Annotated in this window: 22 protein-coding genes, 1 tRNA gene and 1 other RNA gene; 15 read left to right on the forward strand and 9 right to left on the reverse strand. The window is 70.7% G+C overall.

Annotation, left to right across the window (positions count from 1 at the left end; all coding sequences use genetic code 11):
- The first annotated feature begins 175 nt into the window (after positions 1-175).
- The 4 genes from JX005_RS08065 to rnpB all read left to right on the forward strand — a co-directional run bounded on the left by JX005_RS08065 (position 176) and on the right by rnpB (position 3,214).
- A tRNA-Val gene (locus tag JX005_RS08065) sits at positions 176-251 on the forward strand.
- A 39-nt stretch (positions 252-290) separates the two neighbouring features.
- A complete protein-coding gene (locus JX005_RS08070) occupies positions 291-1,022 on the forward strand; it encodes a zinc ribbon domain-containing protein (protein ID WP_214466942.1) in 732 nt (243 codons plus the stop codon).
- A 48-nt stretch (positions 1,023-1,070) separates the two neighbouring features.
- On the forward strand, positions 1,071-2,798 hold the full coding sequence (locus tag JX005_RS08075) for a bifunctional 3'-5' exonuclease/DNA polymerase (RefSeq protein WP_214466943.1): 1,728 nt from the start codon (positions 1,071-1,073) through the stop codon (positions 2,796-2,798).
- 46 nt (positions 2,799-2,844) lie between these two features.
- Positions 2,845-3,214, forward strand: an RNA gene (gene rnpB, locus JX005_RS08080) — RNase P RNA component class A.
- 24 nt (positions 3,215-3,238) lie between these two features.
- Here rnpB and ppgK read toward each other — a convergent pair.
- On the reverse strand, positions 3,239-4,000 hold the full coding sequence (gene ppgK / locus JX005_RS08085; RefSeq protein ID WP_214466945.1) for a polyphosphate--glucose phosphotransferase: 762 nt from the start codon (positions 3,998-4,000) through the stop codon (positions 3,239-3,241).
- Between the two features lie 101 nt (positions 4,001-4,101).
- On the opposite strand from ppgK, the gene JX005_RS08090 reads away from it, so the two are divergent.
- From JX005_RS08090 to JX005_RS08100, 3 genes are read left to right on the forward strand one after another with little or no spacing between them, the layout of a single operon-like run.
- On the forward strand, positions 4,102-4,329 hold the full coding sequence (locus JX005_RS08090; protein WP_214466947.1) for an SPOR domain-containing protein: 228 nt from the start codon (positions 4,102-4,104) through the stop codon (positions 4,327-4,329).
- Between the two features lie 38 nt (positions 4,330-4,367).
- Positions 4,368-5,705 carry a glutamine synthetase family protein gene (locus JX005_RS08095; RefSeq protein WP_214466949.1) on the forward strand — a complete coding sequence of 446 codons (1,338 nt, stop codon included), beginning with the start codon at positions 4,368-4,370 and terminating at the stop codon, positions 5,703-5,705.
- Between the two features lie 13 nt (positions 5,706-5,718).
- A complete protein-coding gene (locus JX005_RS08100; protein WP_214466950.1) occupies positions 5,719-8,721 on the forward strand; it encodes a bifunctional [glutamine synthetase] adenylyltransferase/[glutamine synthetase]-adenylyl-L-tyrosine phosphorylase in 3,003 nt (1,000 codons plus the stop codon).
- Here JX005_RS08100 and JX005_RS08105 read toward each other — a convergent pair.
- Positions 8,712-9,344: a peptidase M23 gene (locus JX005_RS08105; protein ID WP_214466954.1), complete on the reverse strand. Its 633-nt coding sequence runs from the start codon at positions 9,342-9,344 to the stop codon at positions 8,712-8,714. The two genes, JX005_RS08100 and JX005_RS08105, sit on opposite strands and share 10 nt — an antisense overlap.
- Positions 9,345-9,672: 328 nt before the next feature.
- Between JX005_RS08105 and JX005_RS08110 the strand changes: the two genes are divergently transcribed.
- Positions 9,673-9,867: a hypothetical protein gene (locus JX005_RS08110; RefSeq protein WP_214466956.1), complete on the forward strand. Its 195-nt coding sequence runs from the start codon at positions 9,673-9,675 to the stop codon at positions 9,865-9,867.
- Positions 9,868-9,937: 70 nt separating this feature from the next.
- Here JX005_RS08110 and glnA read toward each other — a convergent pair whose 3' ends face one another.
- A complete protein-coding gene (gene glnA / locus JX005_RS08115; protein WP_214466957.1) occupies positions 9,938-11,362 on the reverse strand; it encodes a type I glutamate--ammonia ligase in 1,425 nt (474 codons plus the stop codon).
- Between the two features lie 133 nt (positions 11,363-11,495).
- On the opposite strand from glnA, the gene JX005_RS08120 reads away from it, so the two are divergent.
- Positions 11,496-11,888: an RDD family protein gene (locus JX005_RS08120; RefSeq protein WP_214466959.1), complete on the forward strand. Its 393-nt coding sequence runs from the start codon at positions 11,496-11,498 to the stop codon at positions 11,886-11,888.
- A 7-nt stretch (positions 11,889-11,895) separates the two neighbouring features.
- Here the strand turns inward: JX005_RS08120 and JX005_RS08125 are convergent, their stop codons facing one another.
- The gene (locus JX005_RS08125; RefSeq protein WP_214466960.1) at positions 11,896-12,606 is read right to left on the reverse strand and encodes a DUF4191 family protein; all 711 of its coding nucleotides are present in this window, start codon (positions 12,604-12,606) and stop codon (positions 11,896-11,898) included.
- Positions 12,607-12,730: 124 nt separating this feature from the next.
- Here JX005_RS08125 and JX005_RS08130 point away from each other — a divergent pair, with 124 nt between their 5' ends.
- Entirely contained in the window at positions 12,731-14,014 is a 1,284-nt protein-coding gene (locus tag JX005_RS08130; protein ID WP_214466962.1) for a serine/threonine-protein kinase, read from the forward strand.
- 10 nt (positions 14,015-14,024) lie between these two features.
- Here JX005_RS08130 and sucB read toward each other — a convergent pair whose 3' ends face one another.
- From sucB to JX005_RS08145, 3 genes are all read right to left on the reverse strand, one after another.
- Positions 14,025-15,851: a 2-oxoglutarate dehydrogenase, E2 component, dihydrolipoamide succinyltransferase gene (gene sucB, locus JX005_RS08135; RefSeq protein ID WP_214466971.1), complete on the reverse strand. Its 1,827-nt coding sequence runs from the start codon at positions 15,849-15,851 to the stop codon at positions 14,025-14,027.
- Positions 15,852-15,912: 61 nt separating this feature from the next.
- Positions 15,913-17,286, reverse strand: a complete 1,374-nt coding sequence (gene lpdA / locus JX005_RS08140; protein ID WP_214466972.1) for a dihydrolipoyl dehydrogenase — start codon at positions 17,284-17,286, stop codon at positions 15,913-15,915.
- On the reverse strand, positions 17,286-18,761 hold the full coding sequence (locus tag JX005_RS08145) for a leucyl aminopeptidase (RefSeq protein ID WP_214466979.1): 1,476 nt from the start codon (positions 18,759-18,761) through the stop codon (positions 17,286-17,288). The genes lpdA and JX005_RS08145 overlap by 1 nt, the downstream gene beginning before the upstream one ends.
- A 163-nt stretch (positions 18,762-18,924) precedes the next feature.
- Between JX005_RS08145 and JX005_RS08150 the strand changes: the two genes are divergently transcribed.
- From JX005_RS08150 to JX005_RS08160, 3 genes are all read left to right on the forward strand, one after another.
- Positions 18,925-19,848 carry a PAC2 family protein gene (locus tag JX005_RS08150; protein ID WP_214466980.1) on the forward strand — a complete coding sequence of 308 codons (924 nt, stop codon included), beginning with the start codon at positions 18,925-18,927 and terminating at the stop codon, positions 19,846-19,848.
- 221 nt (positions 19,849-20,069) lie between these two features.
- Positions 20,070-21,494 carry an RNA polymerase sigma factor gene (locus JX005_RS08155; RefSeq protein WP_214466982.1) on the forward strand — a complete coding sequence of 475 codons (1,425 nt, stop codon included), beginning with the start codon at positions 20,070-20,072 and terminating at the stop codon, positions 21,492-21,494.
- The gene (locus JX005_RS08160; RefSeq protein WP_214466984.1) at positions 21,491-22,186 is read left to right on the forward strand and encodes a coenzyme F420-0:L-glutamate ligase; all 696 of its coding nucleotides are present in this window, start codon (positions 21,491-21,493) and stop codon (positions 22,184-22,186) included. The genes JX005_RS08155 and JX005_RS08160 overlap by 4 nt, the downstream gene beginning before the upstream one ends.
- A 76-nt stretch (positions 22,187-22,262) precedes the next feature.
- Here JX005_RS08160 and JX005_RS08165 read toward each other — a convergent pair whose 3' ends face one another.
- A complete protein-coding gene (locus tag JX005_RS08165) occupies positions 22,263-23,285 on the reverse strand; it encodes a sugar-transfer associated ATP-grasp domain-containing protein (protein WP_214466986.1) in 1,023 nt (340 codons plus the stop codon).
- A 46-nt stretch (positions 23,286-23,331) separates the two neighbouring features.
- On the opposite strand from JX005_RS08165, the gene JX005_RS08170 reads away from it, so the two are divergent.
- Both JX005_RS08170 and JX005_RS08175 read left to right on the forward strand, forming a co-directional pair.
- Positions 23,332-24,078, forward strand: a complete 747-nt coding sequence (locus tag JX005_RS08170; protein ID WP_307858531.1) for an alanine racemase C-terminal domain-containing protein — start codon at positions 23,332-23,334, stop codon at positions 24,076-24,078.
- The gene (locus JX005_RS08175) at positions 24,075-25,121 is read left to right on the forward strand and encodes an alanine racemase (protein WP_214466987.1); all 1,047 of its coding nucleotides are present in this window, start codon (positions 24,075-24,077) and stop codon (positions 25,119-25,121) included. The genes JX005_RS08170 and JX005_RS08175 overlap by 4 nt, the downstream gene beginning before the upstream one ends.
- A gap of 10 nt (positions 25,122-25,131) precedes the next feature.
- Here the strand turns inward: JX005_RS08175 and JX005_RS08180 are convergent, their stop codons facing one another.
- A complete protein-coding gene (locus JX005_RS08180) occupies positions 25,132-25,353 on the reverse strand; it encodes a DUF7455 domain-containing protein (protein WP_214466989.1) in 222 nt (73 codons plus the stop codon).
- Between the last annotated feature and the right edge of the window lie 132 nt (positions 25,354-25,485).

Here is a 25,485-nt window from a genome sequence, read left to right on the forward strand (position 1 = left end):
CGTCTGGCAGATCGTGCCAGGTAATCGGTACCGGAGCGGACAGGCTTTGTCGGCCCTGTACAACGCACCGTCTTCCAGCCTAGCGAGTCGTGGGGGTGGCGGATGCCCGCAGCAGCGGTCTGCTGAGCGCTCCGTCACGAGGCATCCGGCGTGACGACCGTAAACTGGTCGGCGAGGGCCTTTAGCTCAGCTGGTAGAGCGCCACGTTTACACCGTGGATGTCGTCGGTTCGATCCCGGCAGGGCCCACCATCACGATCGTGACGTCGAGCCCCGGGGTAGGTTGGAGGCGTGAACGCCAGCCCCGCCGACCAACTCCGCCTCGTCGAGGTCGCCGAGCTCGATGCCCGCATCCGTCAGGCCGACCATGCCCGCAAGAACCCGCCGCAGGCGGGGAAGGTGCAAGAGCTGCTCGCCCACCGCCAGACCCTCTCGCAGGAGCTGACGGTCCGGCTCGGCGCGCGCGACGATCTGCGCACGGAGCTGGCGCGCATCGAGTCCGATGTCGCCGTCGTCGACGCACGCAGCGCGCGCGACGCCGAGCGGCTCGCCCACTCCTCGAACTCGAAGGAAGCGCAGGGGCTCGAGAGCGAGCTGGCATCGCTCGCCCGGCGCAAGAGCGACCTCGAGGACGCCGAGCTCGAGGTGATGGAGCGGCTCGAGCAGGCGGAGGCCGCTGTCTCCGAGCAGGAGGCTCTGATCGCCGAGACGAACGCGAAGGGTGCCGAGCTCAGCGCCGAGGGCAAGCGCGTCGTCGCCGAGGCGACGGCGGCGTTCGACGCCGCGACGCGCGACCGCGCGGCTGTGGCCGGTGAGGTTGCCGCCGATCTGATCGCCCTGTACGAGAAGCTCGCCCTGCGCAGCCCCGGCGCTGCATTCCTCCGCGCGCGAACGTGCGAGGGCTGCCACATGGTGCTGTCGGGCACCGACCTCAACGTTCTGCGACAGACCCCAGAAGACACCGTCGTGACCTGCCCCGAGTGCGGGTGCATCCTCGTCCGCACCGGCGAATCCGGACTGTGACGCCTCTCGTCGTCGTCGATTCCGACGGGGGCTCGTATGGCGGAGCGGATGCCGCAGCCTGACCCGCCGAGCTGGATCGTCCTCGGGCGGACCGATGGCGCCGTGGCGGCCGCTCTCCTGGACGCTGACGGCGTCGAGACCGAGCGTCGCACGCTGACGCGGGCCGGCCTGGCCGTCTGGGTCGCCGAACGCGAAGCGGCCGACGCCCCGCGCTGGGTCTGGAACGACGCGCCGCAGTGGTACGCGGCACTGCTCGCCTCCGGCGTGCGCGTCGGACGCTGCCACGACCTCCGCCTGTGTCACGCGATCCTGCGCACGTCGGCGCTGGCGGCGGCCGGCGCGATCCAGGAGGCGGACGAGTGGGATGCCGCGCCCTTCGTCGGCGCCGTCGCATCGGCGCCGGCGCTGTTCGAGCTCGAGGGTCCGTCCCGGAGCGCGGGACCGCCGGACGATCTGGACGAGGTCCTCGCCGAGTTCGGGCGTCAGCGCGACGCGATCGCACGATCGGCAGACCCGTCGCGGCTCCGGCTTCTCGTCGCCGCCGAGTCGGCGGGGGCGCTCATCGCCGAGGAGCTGCGCGCCGCCGGGCTGCCGTGGGATGCCGCGGCCCACGACCGCGTGCTCGCGGAGCTCCTCGGCGAACGGCCGGCCGGCGGCGGGCTGCCGGCGAAGCTCGCGGCCGCGGCGGCGCGCGTCCGGGAGGCGCTCGGCGACCCGGCCGCCAGTCTCGACTCCCAGCCGAAGCTCCTGCGGTCGCTGCACCGCGCCGGTGTGCTGGTCGAGTCGACCAGTCGGTGGGAGCTGGCCGAGCAGAAGCATCCGGTCATCCCTCCGCTCCTCGAGTACAAGAAGCTCTCGCGACTGCTGTCCGCCAACGGCTGGGCGTGGCTGGATGAGTGGGTCGCCGACGGACGCTTCCGGCCGGTGTTCGTGCCGGGCGGTGTCGTGACCGGGCGCTGGGCGTCGTCGGGCGGGGGAGCGCTGCAGCTGCCCCGGCAGCTGCGCGAGGCGGTGCGCGCCGACCCGGGATGGAAGCTCGTCGTCGCGGACGTGGCCCAGCTCGAGCCGCGCGTGCTCGCCGCGATGTCGAGCGACACGGCCCTTGCAGCCGCGGCGCGAGGACGCGACCTCTACGCCGGCATCGTGGAGAGCGGCGCGGTGCCCTCTCGCCAGGAGGCCAAGATCGCGCTCCTCGGGGCGATGTACGGAGCGACGACGGGGGAGTCGGGGCGGCTCATGCCGCGCCTTCGCCGTGCCTACCCGCGCGCCATGGGACTCGTCGACGACGCCGCCCGCACTGGGGAGGACGGCGGGGTCGTGTCCACCTGGCTCGGACGCACGTCGCCGCCTCCGTCAGAGGCATGGGCGGCAGCGCAGTCCCAGGCGACCGAGGCCGAGGCATCCGGAGCCGACGAGACACGCGCGAGGCGCTGGGCCCGCGACCGTGGACGCTTCACCCGCAACTTCGTGGTGCAGGGCACGGCCGCCGAGTGGGCGCTCGCGTGGATGGCCGATCTGCGCACCCGCCTGCACGCGATGCCCCCGGTCGCCGATGACGCGGCCGCACCGCGGTCGGGCCCCGTGTTCGCGAACCGCCCGCATCTCGCCTTCTTCCTGCACGACGAGGTCATCGTGCATGCACCGGCGGAGCTCGCCGATGCCGCCGCCGAGGCGGTGACGGATGCCGCAGCCGCCGCGGGACGGCTGCTCTTCGGCGACTTCCCCGTGGACTTCCGGCTCGACGTGCACGTCGCGGAGTCGGCGCTCAAGGACTGAGTCGGGAGTCCGCCCCAGGCAGACGTGCGACAATCGAGGACGCGAATGGGTCGGCTGGACGGTCGCGTCGCGAGCGGTTCACCGCTTCGCGCCGAGGAACGTCCGGGCTCCGCAGGGCAGGGCGGTGGGTAACACCCACCCGGAGTGATCCGCGAGACAGTGCCACAGAGAGCAGACCGCCGGGACGCGAGTCCCGGTAAGGGTGAAAGGGTGGTGTAAGAGACCACCGGGGTCGCGGTGACGCGACCCGCACGGTAAACCTCGCCCGGAGCAAGGCCAGACAGGGGATGACGACGCGGCCCGCCGAGTCCCCGGGTAGGCCGCTGGAGCGGCACGGCAACGTGTCGCCGAGAGAGATGACCGTCCACGGGGCTTCGGCCCCCGGACAGAACCCGGCGTACAGGCCGGCCCATTCGCCCTCTCGTCAGGCGCTCAGCCGCTCAGGCGAGCGCCAGCGCAGCCGCTCCGATAATGCCCGCATTGTTGCGATGAACGGCCGGGACGATCGGGGTGTTCAGGTCGAGCAGGTGCAGGAACTGGTCGGCGTGCTTCGAGACGCCGCCGCCCACCACGAAGAGGTCGGGGCTGAACAGGAACTCGATGTAGCTGTAGTACCACTGCAGCCGCTTGGCCCACTTCTCCCAGCTCAGGCTCTCGCGCTCCATGGCGGAGTACGCGGCGTAGGCCTCGGCATCCTTCCCGTGCTTCGCTCGCTGCACGTGCCCGAGCTCGGAATTCGGCACGAGCACGCCGTTGTAGAGCAGCGCCGATCCGATGCCGGTTCCGAGGGTGGTGAGGATGGTCAGCCCGGGCTTGTCCTTGGCCGCGCCGTAGCGCAGCTCCGCGACGCCGGCGACGTCGGCGTCGTTGGCGAAGTGGATGTCACGCCCGAGACCGTCCTCGAAGAACTTCTCGGCCTCGAACCCGATCCACTTCTCGGAGACGTTCGCCGCCGAGAGCGTGCGGCCGTTCTTGACGATCGCGGGGAACGCGACGCCGAGGGGGATGGACTCGCCGGTGACGCCGAGCGTAGACAGGACCTCGGTGACCGCGTCGAGCACGTCCTGCGGCTCGGCCCCCTCGGGGGTCGCCACCTTGATGCGATCGCTGATGAGCCGACCGCCCTCGAGGTCGACCAGTCCCGCCTTGATCCCGGTGCCGCCGATGTCCACGCCGACGGCGCGAGTCGCCTGAGAAGCCATGCCCTCACCCTATCCAGCCCGGGCGCGCGGGTGTGCGTGAGCGGTCAGTAGGATCGTGCCGAGGCCCATCGCGGCCGATCGGACTCCGAGGGGAGCGCACCATGACGAGCGACAGCGAGAAGTACTGGTACAACCTCAAGACGGGCGAGGTCGAGAAGGGCTACGAGTCCCCGGCCGTCGATCGGGCCGGCCCCTTCGACACCCCCGAGGAGGCCGCTCAGGCTCCAGAGGTCATGCGCCGGCGCTCGCGCGCGTGGGCCGAGGAGGAGGCCCGCGACGACGCGTGGGGCGGCTCTCCGGCGTCGGGTGACACCCGCGGCGACCAGTAGTCTGGCTACGGCCGCATCGGGCACCCGGAGAGGATGCGATGGACAAGCAGCGTGACTTCGTTCTGAGGACGATCGAGGAGCGGGGCGTGAAGTTCGTCCGGCTCTGGTTCACCGACGTCATCGGCACCCTCAAGTCGGTGGCGATCGCCCCGGCCGAGGTCGAAGGAGCCTTCACCGAGGGCCTCGGATTCGATGGCTCCGCCATCGAAGGCCTCACGCGGTCCTACGAGTCCGATCTTCTGGCGCACCCCGACCCGACGACGTTCCAGATCCTGCCGTGGCGGGGCGAGATCGACCCGACGGCTCGCATGTTCTGCGACATCACGACGCCCGATGGCCAGCCCGCGGTCGCCGACCCGCGCCATGTGCTCAAGCGCACGCTCGCGAAGGCGGCCGACGCCGGGTTCACCTTCTACACCCACCCCGAGATCGAGTTCTACCTGCTGAAGTCGTCGTCCTTCGGCGCCGACGGGCCCGTGCCGGTCGACTCCGCCGGCTACTTCGACAACGTGCCCGGCGGCACGGCGCACGACTTCCGCCGCCGGTCCGTGCGCATGCTCGAAGACCTGGGCATCTCGGTCGAGTTCAGCCACCACGAAGGCGGCCCCGGCCAGAACGAGATCGACCTGCGCTACGCCGACGCCCTCGCCACGGCCGACAACATCATGACCTTCCGCACCGTGGTGAAGGAGGTGGCGATCGAGCAGGGCGTCTATGCGACGTTCATGCCGAAGCCGCTCGGCGGAAAGCCCGGCAGCGGGATGCACACCCACATGTCGCTCTTCGAGGGCGACGTCAACGCGTTCTACGAAGAGGGCGCGCAGTACCAGCTGTCGAAGGTCGGGCGTCAGTTCATCGCCGGCCTGCTCCGCCACGCGAACGAGATCGCCGCGGTGACCAACCAGTTCGTCAACTCGTACAAGCGGCTGTGGGGCGGCGACGAGGCACCGAGCTTCATCTGCTGGGGCCACAACAACCGGTCCGCCCTCGTGCGCGTGCCCCTCTACAAGCCCAACAAGGGACAGTCGTCGCGGGTCGAGTACCGTGCGCTCGATTCGGCCGCCAACCCGTACCTGGCCTACGCGCTCATGCTGGCGGCCGGGCTCAAGGGCATCGAAGAGGGCTACGAGCTTCCGCCCGAGGCGGAGGACAACGTCTGGTCCCTGACCGACGCCGAGCGGCGCGCGCTCGGGTACGCGCCGCTGCCCGCGAGCCTCGACCACGCGCTCGAGTACATGGAGGAGTCCGAGCTCGTCGCCGAGACCCTCGGCGAGCAGGTCTTCAACTACGTGCTCCTCAACAAGCGGCGCGAGTGGCAGGAGTACCGCTCGCAGGTCACGCAGTTCGAGCTCAAGAGCAACCTCGAGATGCTCTGACCCGTCCCGGCGCATGTCCGCGAGCGAACGGTCCAGCTCCCTCACCCATCTCGCGCGCCTCGGCTTCACGAGTCTGAGCGACGCCGACGCACTCCTCCGCGAGGTGGAGGACGCCACCGGCGTGCCCCGCGACGCGATGATGGCGGGCGCGCAGCTCGCCGCGGATGCCGACGAGGCGCTGGGCGCGCTGGCGCGCATCGCGCGCCGCGACGCCGACGCCGTGCGGCTGCTGCACCAAGACGAACAGGGCTGGCGATCGCTGTGGGCGCTCCTGGGCGCCTCCACCGGCTTCGCCGACTTCTTCCACCGGAACCCCGGTGAGCTGGCGCACCTCACGGGCGCGGGCGTCACGCTGCCGTCGTCGGTCGAGCTGCGCGAGACGCTCCTCGACGCGGTCGGCGCCGAGGACGGGTTCGCCCACGACAGCGGCGAATCCGCGTGGGTCGCGCTGCGCGTCCGCTATCGCCGCATGCTCGCCCGCATCGCCGCCTTCGATCTGCTGAGCGACTCCCCGGTCGACCACGTCCCCGCGGTGGCGGCACGACTCGCGGATGCCGCGGCCGCGGCGCTGGAGGCTTCGCTCGCGGTCGCCCGCACGCGGGTCTCGGGCGGGGTCGCCGGCGCCGGACTGTTCCCCCGCGACCAGGTGGCGCAATCCAAGCTCGCGATCATCGGGATGGGCAAGACGGGCGCGCGTGAACTGAACTACGTCAGCGACGTCGATGTCATCTTCGTCGCCGGAGCCGAGGCCGGCGCCGGGGAGCAGCTGGGCGAGAGCCGCGTCGTCGACATCGCCACGCGCCTCGCTGTGCAGACGATGCGCGGCATCTCGGGGATCGAGGTCGAGCCTCCGCTGTGGGAGGTGGACGCGAACCTGCGACCCGAGGGCAAGCAGGGTGCGCTCGTCCGCACGCTCGACTCGCACCTGGCGTACTACGAGCGGTGGGCGAAGAGCTGGGAGTTCCAGGCGCTGCTCAAGGCGCGGCCCATCGCGGGTGATGTGGCGCTCGGCGACGCGTACGTCGCGGCCGTGCAGCCGAAGGTGTGGACGAGCGCCGCGCGTGAGAACTTCGTCGACAGCGTTCAGCGGATGCGCGAGCGCGTGACCGAGCACATCCCGGCCGCCGAGGTGCCGTTCCAGATCAAGCTCGGCCCCGGCGGCATCCGCGACATCGAGTTCACCGTCCAGCTGCTGCAGCTCGTCCACGGGCTCTCCGACGATCGCATCCGCCAGCGCGGGACGCTCGAGGCGCTGGACGCCCTGGTCGCCGAGGGCTACATCGGCCGGAACGAGGCATCCGCTTTCTCCCGCGACTACCGCGTGCTCCGCCTGCTCGAGCACCGCGTGCAGCTGCGCCACCTGCGCCGCACCCACCTGATGCCGTCGCGGCCGGAGGAGCTGCGGGTGCTCGCGCGGGCCACGGGACTCGCCGACACGGGCGACGGGGTGTGGCAGCAGTGGGAGTCGGTGAAGCGCGAGGTGCGCGACATCCATGTCCGTCTCTTCTACCGGCCCCTGCTCTCGGCTGTCGCCGCACTCCCTGCCGAGGAGCGGGTGCTGTCCACTGCTCAGGCGCACGACCGCCTGGCCGCGATCGGGTTCGCCGATCCGGCCGGGGCGCTGCGCCACATCGCCGCGCTCACGAGCGGACTGAGACGCAAGGCCGCGATCCAGCGGCACCTGATGCCCGTCATGATCCGCTGGTTCGCGGACGGGGTCGATCCGGACTACGGCCTCCTCGCCTTCCGCCGGCTGAGCGAGCGGCTGGGCGACACCCCCTGGTTCCTGCGGATGCTGCGCGACTCGTCGGCCGCGGCCGAGAGCCTCACGCGGGTGCTGTCGGGCTCGCGCTACATCGGTGAGCTCATGGAGTGGATCCCCGAGTCGGCGGCCTGGCTCGACGACGACGAGCTGCTGCGGCCCCGGTCGGGGGTCGCGCTGCAGCAGGAGGCGCGCGCCATCCAGGCGCGGCACGGCTCCGTCGAGGACGCCATGCGGTCGGTGCGCGCCCTGCGGCGCCGGGAGCTGCTGCGCACGGCGATGGCCGCCGTGGTCGGCACGATCACGATCGAGGAGGTCGCGGACGCCCTCACCACGATCACCGACGTCACCATCCAGGCGACGCTGCGCGCAGTGCGGCCGACGATCGTTCCTCCCGAGGACGACGACCTGGATTTCTCGGTCATCGGAATGGGCCGCTTCGGCGGCCGCGAGCTGGGCTTCGGCTCCGACGCCGACGTCATGTACGTCTACCGCGCGAACAGCGTCGAGCCCCAGCGTGCCCACGAGCTCGCGGTCAAGCTCGTCGCCGCGCTGCGCGGGCACTCCGAGGACCATCGCGTGCCGCTCGACCTGGATGCCGACCTCCGCCCGGAAGGTCGCAACGGGCCCATCGCGCGGTCGCTCGATGCTTATGCCGAGTACTACCGGCGCTGGTCGCTGTCGTGGGAGGCTCAGGCGCTCCTCCGGGCGCGCGGCGTGGCGGGCAGCGTCAAGCTCATCCGCTCCTTCATGGAGCTGGCCGACCAGGTGCGCTACCCCCAGGAGGTCGACCCGCAGGGGCTGCGCGAGATCAAGCGGATCAAGGCCCGGGTGGAGAGCGAGCGCCTGCCGCAGGGCGCCGATCCGGCCCGTCACCTCAAGCTCGGGCCGGGCTCGCTGAGCGACGTCGAATGGCTGGTGCAGCTGCTGCAGCTCGAGCACGCTCACGAGATCTCCGGTATGCGGACCACTTCCACGCTGGATGCCCTCCGGGCGGCCCGCGAGGCCGGGCTCATCCCCGCCGTCGCGGCGGCGCGTCTCACCGAGGCCTGGCGGCTGGCGAGCCGCCTGCGGTCGGCCAACACATTGCTGTCGGGCCAGACGAGCGACATCCTGCCCGTCGACCGCAAGCGGCTCGACGGCATCGGACGACTCCTCGAGTACCCGCCGCGGTCGGCCACCCAGGTCGAAGAGGACTACCTCGCCGCGACCCGCCGCGCCCGCCGCGTGTTCGAGAAGCTCTTCTACGGCTGAGCCGGGCACACGGTGACGCCCTCGATGCTGTCGTCCGCGAGCGGCGCGCCGTTGAGCGCAGCCACCACGCGCACCGCGCGATCCCAATAGCGGGCGTAGTGGCGGGGGTCGGCGTTGATCTGGGTGCGGTGGGCGACGAGAGTCGGCTCGAGCGTCGCGCGGTCGGGCACGCGCGCGACCATCGCTCGGTAGAAGATCGCTGCGGCGCTGTAGGGATCCAGTCGCGCCTCCCGCGAGCCCCAGCCGTCCTGCTGCTGGAAGAGTCCGATGGAGGTGGTGCGCGACCCGTCCGGGTTGGTCTCCCGGTTCGTCTCCCAGTCGCCGTAGTCGATGTTGCGCAGCGAGGATTCGCCCATCGCCGTCATGACCGCGATCGTCTGGTCTCGCTCGTCCATCGCGAGGTCGCGGCCCGCGGCGAGGATCGTGCACGCGTGAGCGAGCTGTTCGACCCCATAGCCGGCCACGCCCGGCGGCAGCGGAGCGGGCGGAATGACGAATGGCGCAGGCCGAGCGACCTCGGGTTCGTCGATCGGGGCGGTCAGAGCGTGAGCGACCAGGGCCCCCGCCAGCGCGATGCCGGCGATCGAGGTGACGGCCGCCACAGCCAGCGAGATCGCGATCACACGCAGGACGCTTGCCAGCCGCCCCTTGCGACGGACGACCCGTCGATGCCCTGGCCGGCTCCGTGGCGCGCGCCTCGGCGATCGCGCGGCGGGGCGCCGCTTCGTCGGGGCGGTTCGGGAGGACATCGGTCGTTCGCTTTCGAGGAGCGTGGAGAGGGCGGCCTGTTCAGCGTAGGCGGAGCGTCGGCGGAGTGCCACCGGCGCAGAGCGGGCAGCCGCTCGGTGCACTTGCCGGGCCGGTGGTCACGCCAGCGCGCTGTGCAGGACGCGCCCGAGGGTTTGGAGCGCGGTGATCCGCGGGACGTGCGTGGCCGATGAGAAGTCCAGGGTGGTCGCGCTGCTCGCGCTCCGGTTCGCCCCCACCGCCGGCGGTCTCCTGGTCGCCGCAGCGCTTGCCGGCCACGCCGTCTGGGACGACATCCACCTCCGGTCCGGTCGCGTCGTCGGCCGCGCGCTGGCGACGTTCTGCGCCGTGCTGGATGTGCTCCTCGCGGTGCTCGTCGGCTACGTCGCGCTCTCCTAGCGAACAGAAGAGCCCTCCGAGTCCCACGCATTCGCGTCGGACTCGGAGGGCTCTGAACCTGATCCGGGCGTCAGACGCCGAAGTACAGCTCGTACTCGAACGGGTGAGGACGGGCCGCGAGCGGCTTGATCTCGTTCTCGAGCTTGTACTCGATCCACGTCTCGATGAGCTCGGGCGTGAACACGCCGCCCGCGAGGAGGAACTCGTGGTCGGCCGCGAGGGCGTCGAGCGAGTCCTGCAGCGAGTTCGGCACCTGCGGGATGTTCTTGGCCTCCTCGGGCGGCAGCTCGTAGAGGTCCTTGTCGACCGGCTCGTGGGGCTCGATGCGGTTCTTGATGCCGTCGAGACCGGCCATGAGCTGCGCGGCGAAGGCCAGGTACGGGTTGCCCGAGGCGTCGGGTGCGCGGAATTCGATGCGCTTCGCCTTGGGGTTGGAGCCGGTGATCGGGATGCGGATCGCCGCCGAGCGGTTGCCCGCCGAGTAGACCAGGTTGACCGGAGCCTCGTAGCCCTTGACAAGGCGGTGGTAGCTGTTGAGCGTCGGGTTCGTGAACGCGAGCACCGACGCGGCGTGCGCTAGGAGGCCGCCGATGTACCAGCGGGCGATGTCCGACAGGCCGCCGTAGCCCTTCTCGTCGTAGAACAGGGGCTCGCCGTTGCTCCACAGCGACTGGTGCGTGTGCATTCCCGAGCCGTTGTCGCCGAAGAGGGGCTTCGGCATGAACGTCGCCACCTTGCCCCATTCGAGGGCGGTGTTCTTGACGATGTACTTGAACTTCAGGATGTCGTCCGCCGAGTGGACCATGGTGTCGAAGCGGTAGTTGATCTCGGCCTGTCCGCCCGTGCCCACCTCGTGGTGCGCGCGCTCGAGGATGAGGCCGGCGTCGATCAGCTTGAGGCTGATGTCGTCACGCAGGTCGGCCTGCTTGTCGACGGGGGAGACGGGGAAGTAGCCCCCCTTGAAGGGGGTCTTGTTGGCGAGGTTGCCGCCCTCTTCGACGCGACCGGTGTTCCACGCGCCCTCCTCGGAGTCGACCGAGTAGAAGCTCGAATTCTGCTTCACCTCGTACCGCACGTCGTCGAAGATGTAGAACTCGGCCTCCGGTGCGAAGAAGGCGGTGTCGGCGATGCCGGTCGAGGCGAGGTACTTCTCGGCCTTCTTCGCCACCTGGCGCGGGTCCTTGCCGTAGATCTCGCCGTTGCGCGGGTTGTAGATGTCGAAGATCATGATCAGCGTCTTCGCCTCGCGGAACGGGTCGAGGTACGCCGTCGACACATCCGGGATCAGCTGCATGTCGGACTCGTGGATGTTCGCGAAGCCGCGGATCGACGAGCCGTCGAAGAGCTGGCCGACCGTGAAGAACTCCTCGTCAACGGTCGACGCCGGGATGTTGAAGTGCTGCTGCACACCAGGAAGATCCGTGAATCGGATGTCGAGGAACTTGACGTCCTCGTCCTTGATGAACTTGAGCACCTCGGATGAATCTTTGAACATGAAGGCTCCAGTGATAGGGCATCGGGAACTGCCACACGCGTGCGCGCTTGTCAGGCACGGTACCCGGGGGGCATTGCCCGGCAGTGACACCATTGTTTCCGGCATGTTACGACGGCCTGGATACGCTTGACCGGTGACACAGAGCGCCCAGGACTATCCCGGTGAACGACTGGGGCTGCCCCGCGAAGGAAGCGGGTCGATCGCCCGGATCGGCCGCCGAGCGGGGGCGCTCTTCATCGACTACGGCGCCGCCTATCTGATCTCAGGCTTCTTCGGCTGGGATCCGCTCGCCATCCTCGCGATCTTCGCCGGGATCCAGATCGTCTTCATCCCGACGCTGCAGGGCAGCCCGGGCCACCGCATCCTCGGTCTGCGACTCGTCCGGCTCGACGGCGCCTGGACGGGGCTCTGGCGGCCGGTCGTGCGCACGCTGCTGCTCGTCGTCGTCGTCCCGGCCGTGATCTGGGACGCCGATCAGCGGGGACTCCACGACAAGGCCGCGGGGACGATCCTCCTGCGGGCCTAGTGCCCGATCAGCGAGGACGCGGAGCGCGCACCTTCGTGGGGTCGATGCCCTTGGGGATCGGCAACGACGACAGCGTCTGCGACACCGACTCGATGCGCTTGATGACCGCAGCCATCGTCGCGCGGTCGACCTTCTTAGGCAGCGCCTTGATGGTCGCGGCGAGCTTGGAGATCGGCACGTCGCCCTCGCCGTGGCCGATGTACAGCACCGTGACCGGCACCCCCGACGCCACACGCTGCACCTTCGAGCGCTCGTCGTTCACGAGGCGCGTGAGACGGCCGCGCGAGCCTTCGCCGACGATGACGACGCCGCCGCGGCCCACGGCGCGGTAGACGGCCTCCTGGGTCTTGGGGTTGACGCCCACCGGCATGTCGGCGGCCTGCCACTTGCGGCCGAGCGACGTCGACAGCACGTGGCCGGCGGCTCCCGGCATCCCGTCGATCTTCTTGTACATCGCGTGGGTCGACAGACGCGTCATCAGCATCAGCGCACCGAGGATGCCCAGCATGACGCCGGTGACGCCCCACAGGATGACGCTCCAGATGGCGACGGGCGGGATCAGGAAGCCGACGCCGACGCCGACGGCGATGCCGAGCAGCAGGATGCCCACGAGGAGCCACGGGAGCCAGGGGAACGCCTGCTGCGTGAACGTGTAGAGGGAGCGGAGCTGGGAGAAGAAACCGGGGCGCTTCTCGGGAGCGGTACTGCGGGCGGCCATGGGGTCCAGCCTACCTTTCCGGCCGGGCGAACTTCGGCTCCTCCCCAGGTGTTCGCGAGCGGCGATCGTGCACATGGCCGTAGACCGTCGCGAGCCGTCCTGCGCGCGCCGACACGCTGGGGAAGTGACCCGCGACGCCGATGCCCTGCGCACGCCGTATCGGCCGGTGCGTCCTGTCGGCGCTCCGGACGACGGCCCGTGGCCCGGACTGCTCGTGAGTCTCGCGTCGGGCGAGCGCCGGGTGCTCGTCGACGCGACGGTGCTCGGCGACGACTGGCGGGGGTGGGATGCCTCGCCCCACGACCATGTGCTGGCACCGCTCGACATCGTCCGGCGCAGCGACGGGCACGACGTCGCGTTGCCGGTCTGCACAGAGCGGATCGCCGACCTTCTCGCGCGCCGTGCCGCGCACGGCCCACGGCTGACGCCCGGCGAGGCGGTCACGCTGGGCGTGAGCCTGCTGCGCGGCTGCGCAGAGCTGCGCGATCGTGCGGGGGTCGCAGGCGACTGGTGGCTGACCGAGACAGGACGCCCGGTATTCGCGACGGATGCCTCGTCCCGGACGGCGCGCGAGACTTCGGCGGCGCTGCTGGCCGGCCTGGCGACCACGGCCCGCGCCGACGGGTGGAGCGATGCCGAGGCGGCGATCCTCGCCGAGCGCCCCTCGGCCGCGGAGTTCGAACGCGCCGAGGCGCTGCTGTTCGAGATCGCCGAGCCGCTTCCGATCACGACGGCGTCGTCGGGTCCGCGCTCGGCCCGCGAACTCTCCCGCGCCGAGCTGACCGACGTCGACCGGGCGGTCGCCGAGGAGCGGCCACGGCCCTGGGATGGCGTGCTGCGCCATGTCGACGCCGATCTCGCCGACCTCGTCTCGCGCGCGACGACCCGGCTGTGGCGTCGCGCGACCGCCACCCGTGCGCCGTCTCGGCGCGCGCCCTGGCTGATCGCGGGCGCCGCCGCGACCGTCGTGCTCGGGGCCGGGCTGCTCTGGCCGTCCGACGGCGACGACGCAGCGACCGCCGAGGTGCCCGTCGCGACGCCTTCGGCCTCGGCGATCGAGGCGACGGCGACGCCGTCGGCGGAACCGAAGCCGGCGCCGACTCCGAGCGGGGCCGCACCCGATCTGATCGCCGTCGCGGCAGACCTGCTCGACCGGCGACGGGCCTGCGAGGGCGACCTCGAGTGCCTGCGGCCGGTCGTGCTCGACCCGGAGTCATCGTGGCCCGCCGGGCCGATCGATGCACCGGGAGATCAGCGGTCCATCGTGCTGCTCGACGACTTCGGCGGAGTCGCGGTGCTGCGGGTGGATGCCGAGCCGGCCGGCGCGGCATCCCAGCTGGTGGTCATCGAGCGCAGAGACGGCGAATGGCTGCTGCGCGACGTACACGACGCCGCGCAGCAGCCATAGCCGAGGTGGATCAGATGCCGAGCTGGCTCTCGAAGTTCGCCGACTCGAGGCGGGTCTTCACCGCAGCGAGGAAGCGCGCCGCGTCGGCGCCGTCGATCACGCGGTGGTCGTACGAGAGCGCGAGGTACACGTACGAGCGGACCGAGATCGCATCCTTGCCGTCGACCGTCACCACGCCTGGGCGCTTGACGACCACACCGGTGCCGAGGATCGCGGTCTGCGGCAGGAAGACGACGGGGGTGTCGAAGAGCGCGCCGCGCGAACCGGTGTTGGTGAGCGTGAACGTGCCGCCGGCGAGTTCGTCGGGCTTGAGCTTGTTGTCACGCGTGCGGGCCGCGAGATCGGCGATCTCGTGCGCGATCTGAGCGAGGTTCTTCGAGGCGGCATCCCGCAGCACGGGCGTCAGCAGGCCGCGCTCGGTGTCGACCGCGATCGAGAGGTTCTCGCTCGGCGGGTACACGATGTCGGTGCCGTCGACCGTCGAGTTGACGACGGGGTACGCCTGCAGCGCTTCGGCGGCGGCCAGCGCGAAGAACGGCAGGAACGACAGCTTGTCGCCGGTCTTGGACTGGAAGTCGCCCTTCACCTGGTCGCGGAAGTTCGCGAGCTTGGTCACGTCGACCTCGACCACGGTCGTCAGCTGGGCCGTCGACTGCATGGAGGCCACCGCACGCTCGGCGAGGACCTTACGCAGGCGCGACATGGGCTGGGTCGTGCCGCGCAGCGGCGAGACCTCGAGCGGCGCGGGGGCAGGAGCTGCTGCGGAGGCGGCGGCGGGCGCGGGAGCCGAAGCGGCCTCAGCGGCCTTCAGCACGTCCTCCTTGCGGATGCGTCCACCGACTCCGGTGCCCTTGACGCTCGCGAGGTCGACACCCTGCTGCTGTGCGAGGCGACGCACGAGGGGTGTGACATACGAGACCACGTCCGAGTCGTCCTCTGCGGCTGGTGCCGCCGCAGCGGGCGCAGCGGCCGGTGCAGGGGCGGGAGCCGGTGCTGCGGCGGGCGCGGGTGCGGCTGCGGGAGCCGGAGCCGCCGCTTCGGCGGGTGCCGCCGGCTGAGCCGGAGCCTCGGCCTGGGCGGGTGCCTCGGCCTGCGCGGCAGGGGCAGGTGCCTCCGCCGCCGGGGCCGGCGCCTCTGATGCGGGAGCCGGCGCTTCGGCCGCGGGAGCCGGAGCGGCTCCGGCCGAGTCGCCGATGCGCGCGAGAGGTGATCCGACGGCGACCGTCTCGTCCTCCTGGACGAGGATCTCCTGGAGCTTGCCGGCGAACGGCGAGGGAATCTCGGTGTCCACCTTGTCGGTCGAGATCTCGAGGAGGGGCTCGTCGACGGCGACGTCGTCGCCGACCTGCTTGAGCCACCGGGTGACGGTGCCCTCGGTCACGCTTTCGCCGAGCTCGGGAAGGACGATCTCCTTGCCACCGCCGGACGCCGGGGTGGCGGCGGGCTCTGCGGCCGGCGCGGCCTCTGCGGCAGGGGCGGCCTCGGCGGGCGCGGCGGGCGCCTCGGCCGGTGCGGCCGCGGGGGCGGCCTCCTGCGCGGGCGCCTCTTCCGCGGCGGGTGCGGCGGCCTCGGGCTGCGGGGCGGCCTCGGCTGCACCGGATCCATCGCCGATCTTCGCGAGGATGGCGCCGACCTCGACGGTCTCGTCCTCCTGGACGAGGATCTCCTCGATCACACCGCTGACGGGCGACGGGATCTCCGTGTCGACCTTGTCCGTGGAGATCTCGAGCAGGCCCTCATCCGCCTGGACCGTGTCGCCGACCTGCTTCAGCCAGCGGGTGACCGTACCCTCTGTGACGCTCTCACCGAGAGCGGGGAGGACCACGGAAGTGCTCATGACGATGTCTCCTTCGGAATGGATATCGGATCTAGCTTAGTGATGCGCCGGGGCCCCAGCGTCAGAGCGCGTGCAGCGGTTTGCCCGCGAGAGCGAGGAACGCCTCGCCGAGCGCTTCGCTCTGAGTGGGATGCGCGTGCACGAACGGAGCGATGTCCTCGGGGTGCGCCTCCCAGCCGACGGCGAGCTGCCCCTCGGTGATGAGTTCGCCCACGCGGTCACCGGCGAGGTGCACGCCGATCACGGGACCGTCCTTGACACGGACGACCTTGACGATGCCCCCGGTGCCGAGGATCTCGCTCTTGCCGTTGCCGGCGAGGTTGTACTCGTAAGCGACGACGCCGTCTGCGCCGTGGGCGTCGACGGCCTGCGCCTCCGTCAGTCCGACCGACGCGACCTCGGGGTGGCTGTAGGTGACCTTGGGGATCTGCGTGTCGGGGATCACGACGGGGGACAGCCCCGCGATCTCCTCGGCCACGAAGATGCCCTGCTGGAAGCCGCGATGGGCGAGCTGCAGGCCGGGAACGATGTCGCCGACGGCCCACACGTGGGAGACGCCGGTGCGGAGCCGCTCGTCGGTGACGACGAAGCCGCGGTCCAGGGTGATGCCGGCCTCTTCGTATCCGAGTCCGGAAGTGGCCGGACCGCGCCCAACCGCGACCAGGAGGTACTCGGCCTCGAACGCCTTGCCGTCCTCGAGCGTCACGGTGACGCCGTCGGCCTTCTGCGTGACTCCCTGGAAGCGCACGCCGAGCGACGAGGCGATCCCGCGGCGCCGGAAGGCGCGCTCGAGGGCCTTGCTGAGTGCGACGTCCTCATTCGGCACGAGGTGGTCGAGCGCCTCGACGATCGTCACGTCCACACCGAAGGAGCGCCAGACGCTCGCGAACTCGACGCCGATCACGCCGCCGCCGAGGATGACGACGCGCGCCGGGATCTCGTCGAGCTCGAGCGCGTGCTCGCTGGTGAGCACCCGGCCGCCGATCTCGAGACCGGGCAGGCTGCGGCTGTACGAGCCCGTCGCCAGCACGACGTCCGTGCCGCGGTACAGGTCGTCGCCCACACGGACGGCAGGACCCGCCTCAAGGCGGCCCTCGCCCGGGACGACGGTGATGCCGCGGGCCTTCACGAGCCCCTCGAGTCCCTTGTACTTCTTCGCGACGATGCCCTCGCGGTAGGCGCGGACCCCGGCCGGGTCGACCCCGTCGAAGGTGGCGCGGATGCCGATGGCCGAGGCATCCCGTGCTGTGTCCGCCACTTCCGCCGCGTGGAGCAGCGCCTTCGTGGGGATGCAGCCCCGGTGCAGACATGTGCCGCCCACCTTGTCCTTCTCGACGAGGGCGACGGACTTGCCGAGCTCGGCGGCGCGAAGGGCGGCTGCGTAGCCGCCGCTGCCGCCACCGAGGACGACGAGGTCGAAGGTGTGCTCGGTCATCAGGACTCCTCTGTCGTGACGAAGCGGATCAGGCTGCGGACGGTGGCTGCCGTCGGCCCCTTGTCGGTGTAGCCGTAGCCGCCGCCCTTGTTCATGCCGACGCCGGCGATGTCGAGGTGCACCCACGGGATGCGCGGCGCGTCGGCCTCCTCACCGGTGCGGCCGACGAAGTGGCGCAGGAAGAGCCCGGCGAACAGCGAACCGCCGGCGGGATCGCCGATCTTGGCGTTCTGGAGGTCGGCGATGGGGGAGTCCAGCTCGTCCACCATGTACGCGGGCAGGGGCAGCTGCCACGCCGGCTCGGACTCGGCGGCGGCCGCGGCGAGATAGGCGGCAACGGCCTCGTCGTCTCCCATGACTCCGACGTGGCGCGTGCCGAGGGCGATGGTGATCGCGCCGGTGAGGGTGGCGACGTCGACGATGACATCGGGATGCTCGCGACTGGCCGCGACCAGTCCGTCCGCGAGGACGAGGCGCCCTTCGGCGTCGGTGTTCAGCACCTCGACCGTCGTGCCGTCGAGCATGCGCAGCACGTCACCCGGGCGGGTCGCGCGGCCGGACGGCATGTTGTCGGCGACGCACAGCCAGGCGGTGGCCTTCACCGGAGCGCCGATCGTCGCGACGGCGCGGAGCACGGCGAGCGCCGTCGCGGCGCCGCACATGTCGTACTTCATCCCGACCATCGAGGCGGCCGGCTTGAGGGAGAGGCCGCCCGTGTCGAACGTGATGCCCTTGCCCACCAAGGCGACATGGCGGGTCGCACCCTCGGGTGCGTATTCGAGACGGATGAGACGTGGCGGCCGATCTGAGCCCTGCCCGACGCCCAGGATGCCGCCGTAGCCGCCCTCGCGCAGGGCGTCCTCGTCGAGCACCTCGACCGTGACGTCGAGTCCGTCGACGGCCTCGATCGCGCGCTCGGCGAAGTCGGCCGGGCCCAGCCACTCGGCGGGGATCGAGACGAGGTCCTTGACGAGCGCGACGGCGTCGGCCGTCGCACTGATCGCCGCGAGCCTCTCGTCGTCGGCCGCGCTGGAACCGTGGACGACCACGCGCGACGCCCGCGCCTTCGGGGCCTCCGACTTGTACCCGTCGAAGCGGTAGCCGCCCAGGACGGCTCCTTCGGCCGAGGCCGTCCAGAGCGCCTCGTCGGCGAACGGTGCCGCGACGGCGACCGTGGCGAATCCGGTCAGGGTGCGGATGGCGGCGCCGACCGCATCGCGGAGGGCCGCGGCATCCGGATTCGCGCCCGTGCCCACCACGGCCAGCGGCTTCGCGGTCGAGTCGGGTGCGTAGACACGCTGGAACGAGCCCGCCGAGCCGGTGAAGCCGGTCGCGGCCAGCGCGTCGCGCAGGCCGGGCCAGTCGCCGAGATCGGGGGAGTCTTCGGTGTCGAGTGGGGGAAGGGCGAGAAGGAGGACGTCTGCGTCGGACTCTCGGAGGGGGGCTTCGCTGTACGCGAGGTCGGGAAACGACATGGTCTCCATCCTAGGTTTCGATACGTGCTCCTACGTCGCGCTACTCAACCCGGCGGTTTTCGATACGGCCGTCACGTCGAACCATTGAACCCCGGTGCGTTGTTCGCTCTGAGCGGGTGAGCGCCCGACCCCGGGCGTCGACGGCGCCTCGTAGCATGGAGGCATGCCCCTGTCCGGTCCGCTGTTCGATCGTTCGGCTTCCGCGCCGCCCGTGCCGCGCGGCCTGCCCCTCGTGATCGCGTTGACCGGATTCACCGACGCGGGGAGCGCGGTCAGCCGCGTCGTCGACTATTTCCGCGACGATCTGGTCCCCGCGCCGCTCGCCGTCTTCTCGAACGACGTCCTGCTGGACTACCGGGCCCGGCGCCCGGTCATCTCCTTCGATCAGGACCACCTCACCGACTACCGGCCTCCGCGGCTGGAGCTCTCGTTCGCGCACGACGCCCTCGGCCAGCCGTTCCTGCTGCTCGCCGGCTACGAGCCCGACTTCGGATGGGATGCCTTCGCGGCGGCGGTGCTCGCCTTCGTCGACGATTACGCGGTGTCCACGGTCACGTGGGTGCACGCTATCCCCATGCCCGTGCCGCACACCCGGCCGATCGGCACGACCGTGAGCGGCACCCGCGGCGAGCTCACCGAGGCGCACTCGGTGTGGCAGCCGCACACGCAGGTGCCCGCGACGGCCGGCCACCTCCTGGAGTACCGCCTGGCCGAAGCCGGCGTGCGGGTCGCCGGGTTCGTGCTGCTCATCCCTCATTACCTCGGCGACACCGAGTACCCGGCCGCGGCGCTGGCCGCGCTCGACAGCTTGACCGTCGCCACCGGCCTCGTCTTCACCGGCGAGGAGCTGCGCGACGAGAACCGCGACTATCTGGCGAAGGTCGAAGATCAGGTCTCCGGCAGCGACGAGCTCTCCCGGATGGTCAAGGGCCTGGAGGAGCGGTACGACGCCTACATGGCCGGATCGACGCTCGCCACGCCGATGATCCACACCGGAGACCTGCCCAGCGCCGATGAGCTCGCCGCCGAACTCGAGCGATTCCTGGCCAGCCGTCCCACCGGGGATGAGGACAAGCGCGGCGTCTGAAGCGGAATGTCGGCGCGCTCCCGGTTGTTGTAACGGAGAGCGATCCGACGCGTCGGCACGAATGCTGGCGGCTCATCCCAAGTGTGCGATACTGGATGCTCTGACCCGTTGTCAACTGGTTCCCCGAGGTGTTCTCGGCGGAGCGAGGACTTGACAAGGGTCTTACTAGTGTCCGAAATCTACCGGGGGCGTCGGCACACATTCCCGGTGAAAGGCGAAACGTGACCTCAGGCACGAACACCAAGGCCCGCTCGGCCGCGAAGGACACCGAGACGGACGAGACCACGGCGGCGGCGGCCGCGACGAAGGCGCCCGCGAAGGCCGCGTCGAAGAAGCCCGCTGCCAAGCCGAAGACGGCGACCAAGGCGGCGCCCAAGAGCGCCAAGGCCGCGCCGAAGAGCACCAAGGCTGCGCCCAAGAAGGCTGCCAAGAAGGGTGCCGCGTCCGACGAGGACCTCGCAGACGACGTCGAAGAGCTGGACGACGTCGAGATCGTGGCCGACGTCGAACTGGACGAGGCGGTCGACGCCGAGACGCCGGCTCCTGCAGCGGCGCGCCGCGGCGCGAAGGCTGCCGCGGACGAGCCCGAGACGGCTGCTGCGACCGAGGAAGAGGAGGAGGACGAGGAGAGCACCAAGCCGGCGTTCACCGAGCCCCTCCCGACCGGTGCGATCGTCATCACCTCGAGCGACGAGGACGACGTCCCCGTCTACTCGACCCAGATCACCGGCGCGACGGCTGACCCCGTCAAGGACTACCTCAAGCAGATCGGCAAGGTGCCGCTCCTCAACGCTGCCGAAGAGGTCGAGCTGGCGATGCGCATCGAGGCGGGCCTGTTCGCCGAGGAGAAGCTGTCGCACATGTCGCCGGCGGAGAAGTCCTCGCAGCTCGGTCTCGACCTGCAGTGGGTGGCCCGTGATGGTCAGCGTGCGAAGTCGCACCTCCTCGGCGCCAACCTCCGTCTGGTCGTCTCCCTGGCCAAGCGCTACACCGGCCGCGGCATGCAGTTCCTGGACCTGATCCAGGAGGGCGACCTCGGTCTCATCCGCGCCGTCGAGAAGTTCGACTACACCAAGGGCTTCAAGTTCTCGACCTACGCGACGTGGTGGATCCGCCAGGCGATCACTCGTGCGATGGCCGACCAGGCGCGCACGATCCGCATCCCCGTCCACATGGTCGAGGTCATCAACAAGCTCGCGCGCGTCCAGCGCCAGATGCTGCAGGATCTCGGTCGTGAGCCCACGCCGGAAGAGCTGAGCCGCGAACTCGACATGACCCCTGAGAAGGTCATCGAAGTGCAGAAGTACGGCCGCGAGCCGATCTCGCTGCACACTCCGCTCGGCGAGGACGGCGACAGCGAGTTCGGCGACCTGATCGAGGACACCGAGGCGGTCGTGCCGGCCGACGCAGTGGGCTTCACGATGCTGCAGCGGCAGCTCGAGTCGCTTCTCGACTCGCTCTCCGAGCGCGAGGCGGGTGTGATCCGCATGCGCTTCGGCCTCGGCGACGGGCAGCCCAAGACGCTCGACCAGATCGGCGACACGTTCGGCGTGACGCGTGAGCGGATTCGTCAGATCGAATCCAAGACGATGGCGAAGCTCCGTCACCCGAGCCGTTCGCAGTCGCTGCGGGACTACCTCGAGTGAGCGAGGCGAACGACGGCAAGGCGCTCACCGTCTCCGTCGAGGGCTCGTCGTATGCCCGCATCCCGATCCGCACGCGGGTCGTGATGCCGGGCGACGACCTCGACGGATTCGTGCGCGAGTACGCCGATGGTCTCGTCCGTGACGGCGACCTGCTGTTCGTGACCGAGAAGATCGTCGCGATCACGCAGGGCCGGTCGTACCTCGTCGAGGACATCAAGCCCCGCAAGCTGGCCCACTTCCTCTCGAAGTACGTCACCCGGACGCCCTACGGCATCGGCCTGGGCATGCCCGAGACGATGGAGATGGCCCTCCGCGAGTGCGGCACGCTGCGGATCCTCTTCGCCGCCACCGTCTCGGCGGTGACCAAGCTGTTCGGGCGCAAGGGCGACTTCTACCGCATCGCGGGCGACAAGGCACGGGCGATCGACGGGCCCACGAGCGGCACGATCCCCCCGTACAACAAGGCCGTCGTGCTCGGGCCCGAGCGTCCGCGCGAGGTCGCCGCCCACCTGAAGTCGCTGCTCGGCGGCGTCCCCGAGGTGGCGGTCGTCGACATCAACGACCTCGGCGGCAACATCCTCGGCTCGACCGTCGACAAGGCGCAGGAGAAGCGGCTCATCGCGATCCTGCAGGACAACCCGCTCGGCCAAGGACACCAGTCCACGCCGCTCGGCATCATCCGCGCGGTCTGAGCCGGCCGATCCACGCAGAAGGCGCGGCACCCCTCGGGGTTCCGCGCCTTCTGCGCACGCGTGGTGCTCAGTCGACTCAGAACCCGATCGCGGCGCGATAGCGGGGCTTGTGGCCGGTGCGGATGCCGGTCACGCTGGGCTTGTTCTCGTACACACCGGCGCCCCAGTTGCCCTCCACGAGGACGGGACCGTCCGGCGTCACGACGATGTCCCAGCCGACGTACTGCACCTGCGGCACGACGCGGGCGACGCGGTCGACGAACGCCTTGACCTCGTCGATCATCGGCAGCTGGAAGTCTGCGATGACGAATCCGCTGTCGGGGTGCCGCTCGTGCACGTGGGCGTGCGAGTCGTAGCCGGGTCCGACCGCGTGGCCGTTCTCATCGAGCATCGTGTAGAACCCGCCGAACGTCATCTGGTCGCTCACCGCGCCGCGCCCGAACTTCTGCGCCATCGCGAGGATGTGCGTCGTCTCGCCGTCGAAGAACGCGGTGACGCGCGTCGTGTTGACCGTTCCGGGGCAGACCGCTGCGAGATCGGGATGCTGGCGGATGACCTCCTCCAGGAGGACCTCACCGCGTTCGAGCAGACCGCGGTGGAAAGCATCCCAGTCATTCACCTCGTCGGCGCGGTAGCGGTGGACACCCGTCCCGGCCTGGCCGACCGGCTCCTTCGTGACGATGGTTCCGTGGCGCTCGGTGAACGCGCGGACGGCGTCGGCGTTGCCCTCCTCGACGACCATCCAGTCGCGGTGGAGGTGCTCGCTGAAGACACGGTCGAACTCGACCTTGTCATGGAACATGTGGCGGTAGTCGGGGTGGTCGTACTTCTGCGACAGCTCGTTCGACACGGGGTGCGTCATGTACGTGGCGCGCTCGGCGCGGGTGAGGATCGCGAAGTCGTAGTCGACGTAGTCCTGGAATCCGACCTGGCGGAATCCTGCCGACCAGAGCATGTCGACGAGCACGGCCGGTGTCCACTTGCCGTGCTGCTGCGCCGTCTCCTTCGCGCGGTCGACCACGGATCCGACGTCGATGCGGCGGGCGCGGGCGGCGAGATAGCGAAGGCGGGGCGCGAGGCCGAGGCCCTGAGAAGGCATGCGTACTCCGGGGTGGGGTGCGGGGGGTCCCGGATAGTCTAGAGGCGTGAGTTCGGCGAACCCTGGGCATGGCGCCGCTGCGTGGATCCATCAGCCGTCCAGCGCCCCGGTCGCCCGGGTCTCGGCATCCGCCATCGCGCACAACGCCTCGCTGGCCCTCGCTCGGGCGGCGGAGCGCACCTCCGCTGTCGCGGATCTGCGGGCGGATGCCTGGGGCCACGGCGCATCGGCCGTCGCGGCCGAGCTGCTCGCTGTCGGCGTCGATCGACTGGTCGTCGACGACGCGCCTGCTGCTCCCGTCCCTGGCGTCGCGGGAGCGGCGAGCGCGACCGCCGGCGCCGGCGGCGGCCTCGACACCGCGACGCTGTACGGGCTTCCGAACGGAGCGCCCGGGGCCGTGCCCGCGATGCGCCTGAGCGGCACCGTCCTCGGGGTCAAGCCGCTGCGAGCCGGTGAGGGGGTGTCCTACGGCTACGTCTTCCGCGCGGTCGCCGACACGCGCGTGGCGCTGGTGACGGGCGGCTATGCGCAGGGCGTGGTGCGCGAACTGGGCAGCCGGGCGCGGGTCACGATCGGCGGCCGGTCGCACCCCGTGGTCGGACGCGTCGCGATGGACGTGTGCGTGGTGGATGTCGGCGATGCTCCGGTTCGCCGCGGCGACGAGGCCGTCTTCTTCGGCGACCCCGGCGCCGGCGAGCCCTCGATCGCCGAGTGGGTCGCCCTGACCGGCCTGCGGGCGGATGAGCTCGTCACCGCGGTCGGTCTCCGTGCGACGCGGGAGCACGTCGCATGAGCGGCGTCCTGCGCGTCGACCTCGACCGGCTCGCTGCGAACATCGCGCGCGTGCGGGAGGCGGTCGGCCCGGCCGAGCTCATGCTCGTCGTGAAGGACGACGCGTACGGGCACGGTCTCGACGCAGTCGTGCGGCGCGCCCGCCGGGAGGGCGTGCGCTGGATCGGCGCGTTCGACGTCGCCACCGGCTGCCGTGTGCGAGAGCTGCTGGGCGATGAGGTCCGCATCTTCTCGTGGATCGCCGCCTCGCGCGACGAGGCGGCTGCAGCGGTGGCCGCGCGACTCGACCTCGGAGTGGGCGACGCCCAGCTGCTCGAAGACGTCGCGGCCGCGGCCCGGACGGCTCACGCGACGGCGCGCGTGCACCTGAAGGTCGATACCGGACTGCACCGCAACGGCGTGCGGCCCGAGGACTGGGCGGCCTTCACCGCACGCGCGGCCGAACTCGTGGGGGAGGGATGCCTCGACGTCGTCGGCATCTGGAGCCACATCGCCGAGGCATCCGACGACGACGACGACGCCGCGCGCGCGCTGTTCGACGCGGCTGTCACGGTCGCCCGCGACGCGGGACTCGCACCGTCGCTGCAGCATCTGTCGGCCAGCGCCGCGTCGTTCGCTCGGCCGGAGTTCCGCTACGACCTCGTACGGGTGGGGGCGTTCTGCTACGGGATCCGGTCGGCCGGCGGCCCCGGTGAGGACGAGCTCGGCGTCCGACCGATAGCCACGCTCGAAGCCCGGGTGACCGACGTTCGACCGGACGGGGTGTCGATCGACGTGAGCGCCCTCGACGGCGTTCCGTCGACGCTCGGCGGTCGGGTCACCGTCGGCACGCCGCATGGGCCGCGCATGCTGCTCGCGGCGGGCGCCGGCTTCCGAGTGGAGGGATGGCCGGATGCCTCGCCCGGCGACCTCGTCCGCGTCTACGGTCCCGGCGACAGCGGCGAGTCTTCGGCGACCGACCTCGCGGAGGCGATCGGGACGATCGGCGAAGAGATCGCCGTGCGCGTGTCGCCCCTCGTGCCGAGGGTCTACACGGGGGAGTGAGGCCCGAGCGTCAGTTGCTCTCGGCCAGGCGCGCCGTCTCGTCGTGCCACGAGGTGGCGACGGAGCGGAGCTTCTCCTCGTACTTGCGGCCGTGGTGGGCGCAGAACAGCAGCTCGCTGCCGTTCACCTCGGCGGCGATGTAGGCCTGCGCGCCGCAGGAGTCGCAGCGATCGGCCGCCGTGAGGCGGTACTCGAGGACGGCGCCCATCTCGGTGGGGGTGGAAGTAGTCATCTCATTGCCTCCTCGTAGTGATAGAACTCCGGTGCGGGTCATGAAATACAACCACGCCTTTGTTCGGATGATGCCGCGAAGGGGTCACATTTCGCTGAGCGCGTACGGGCAGCCGGCCGGGAGCGTGTCGAG

It is taken from the genome of Microbacterium flavescens (assembly GCF_018588945.1).
Classification (GTDB): domain Bacteria; phylum Actinomycetota; class Actinomycetes; order Actinomycetales; family Microbacteriaceae; genus Microbacterium; species Microbacterium flavescens.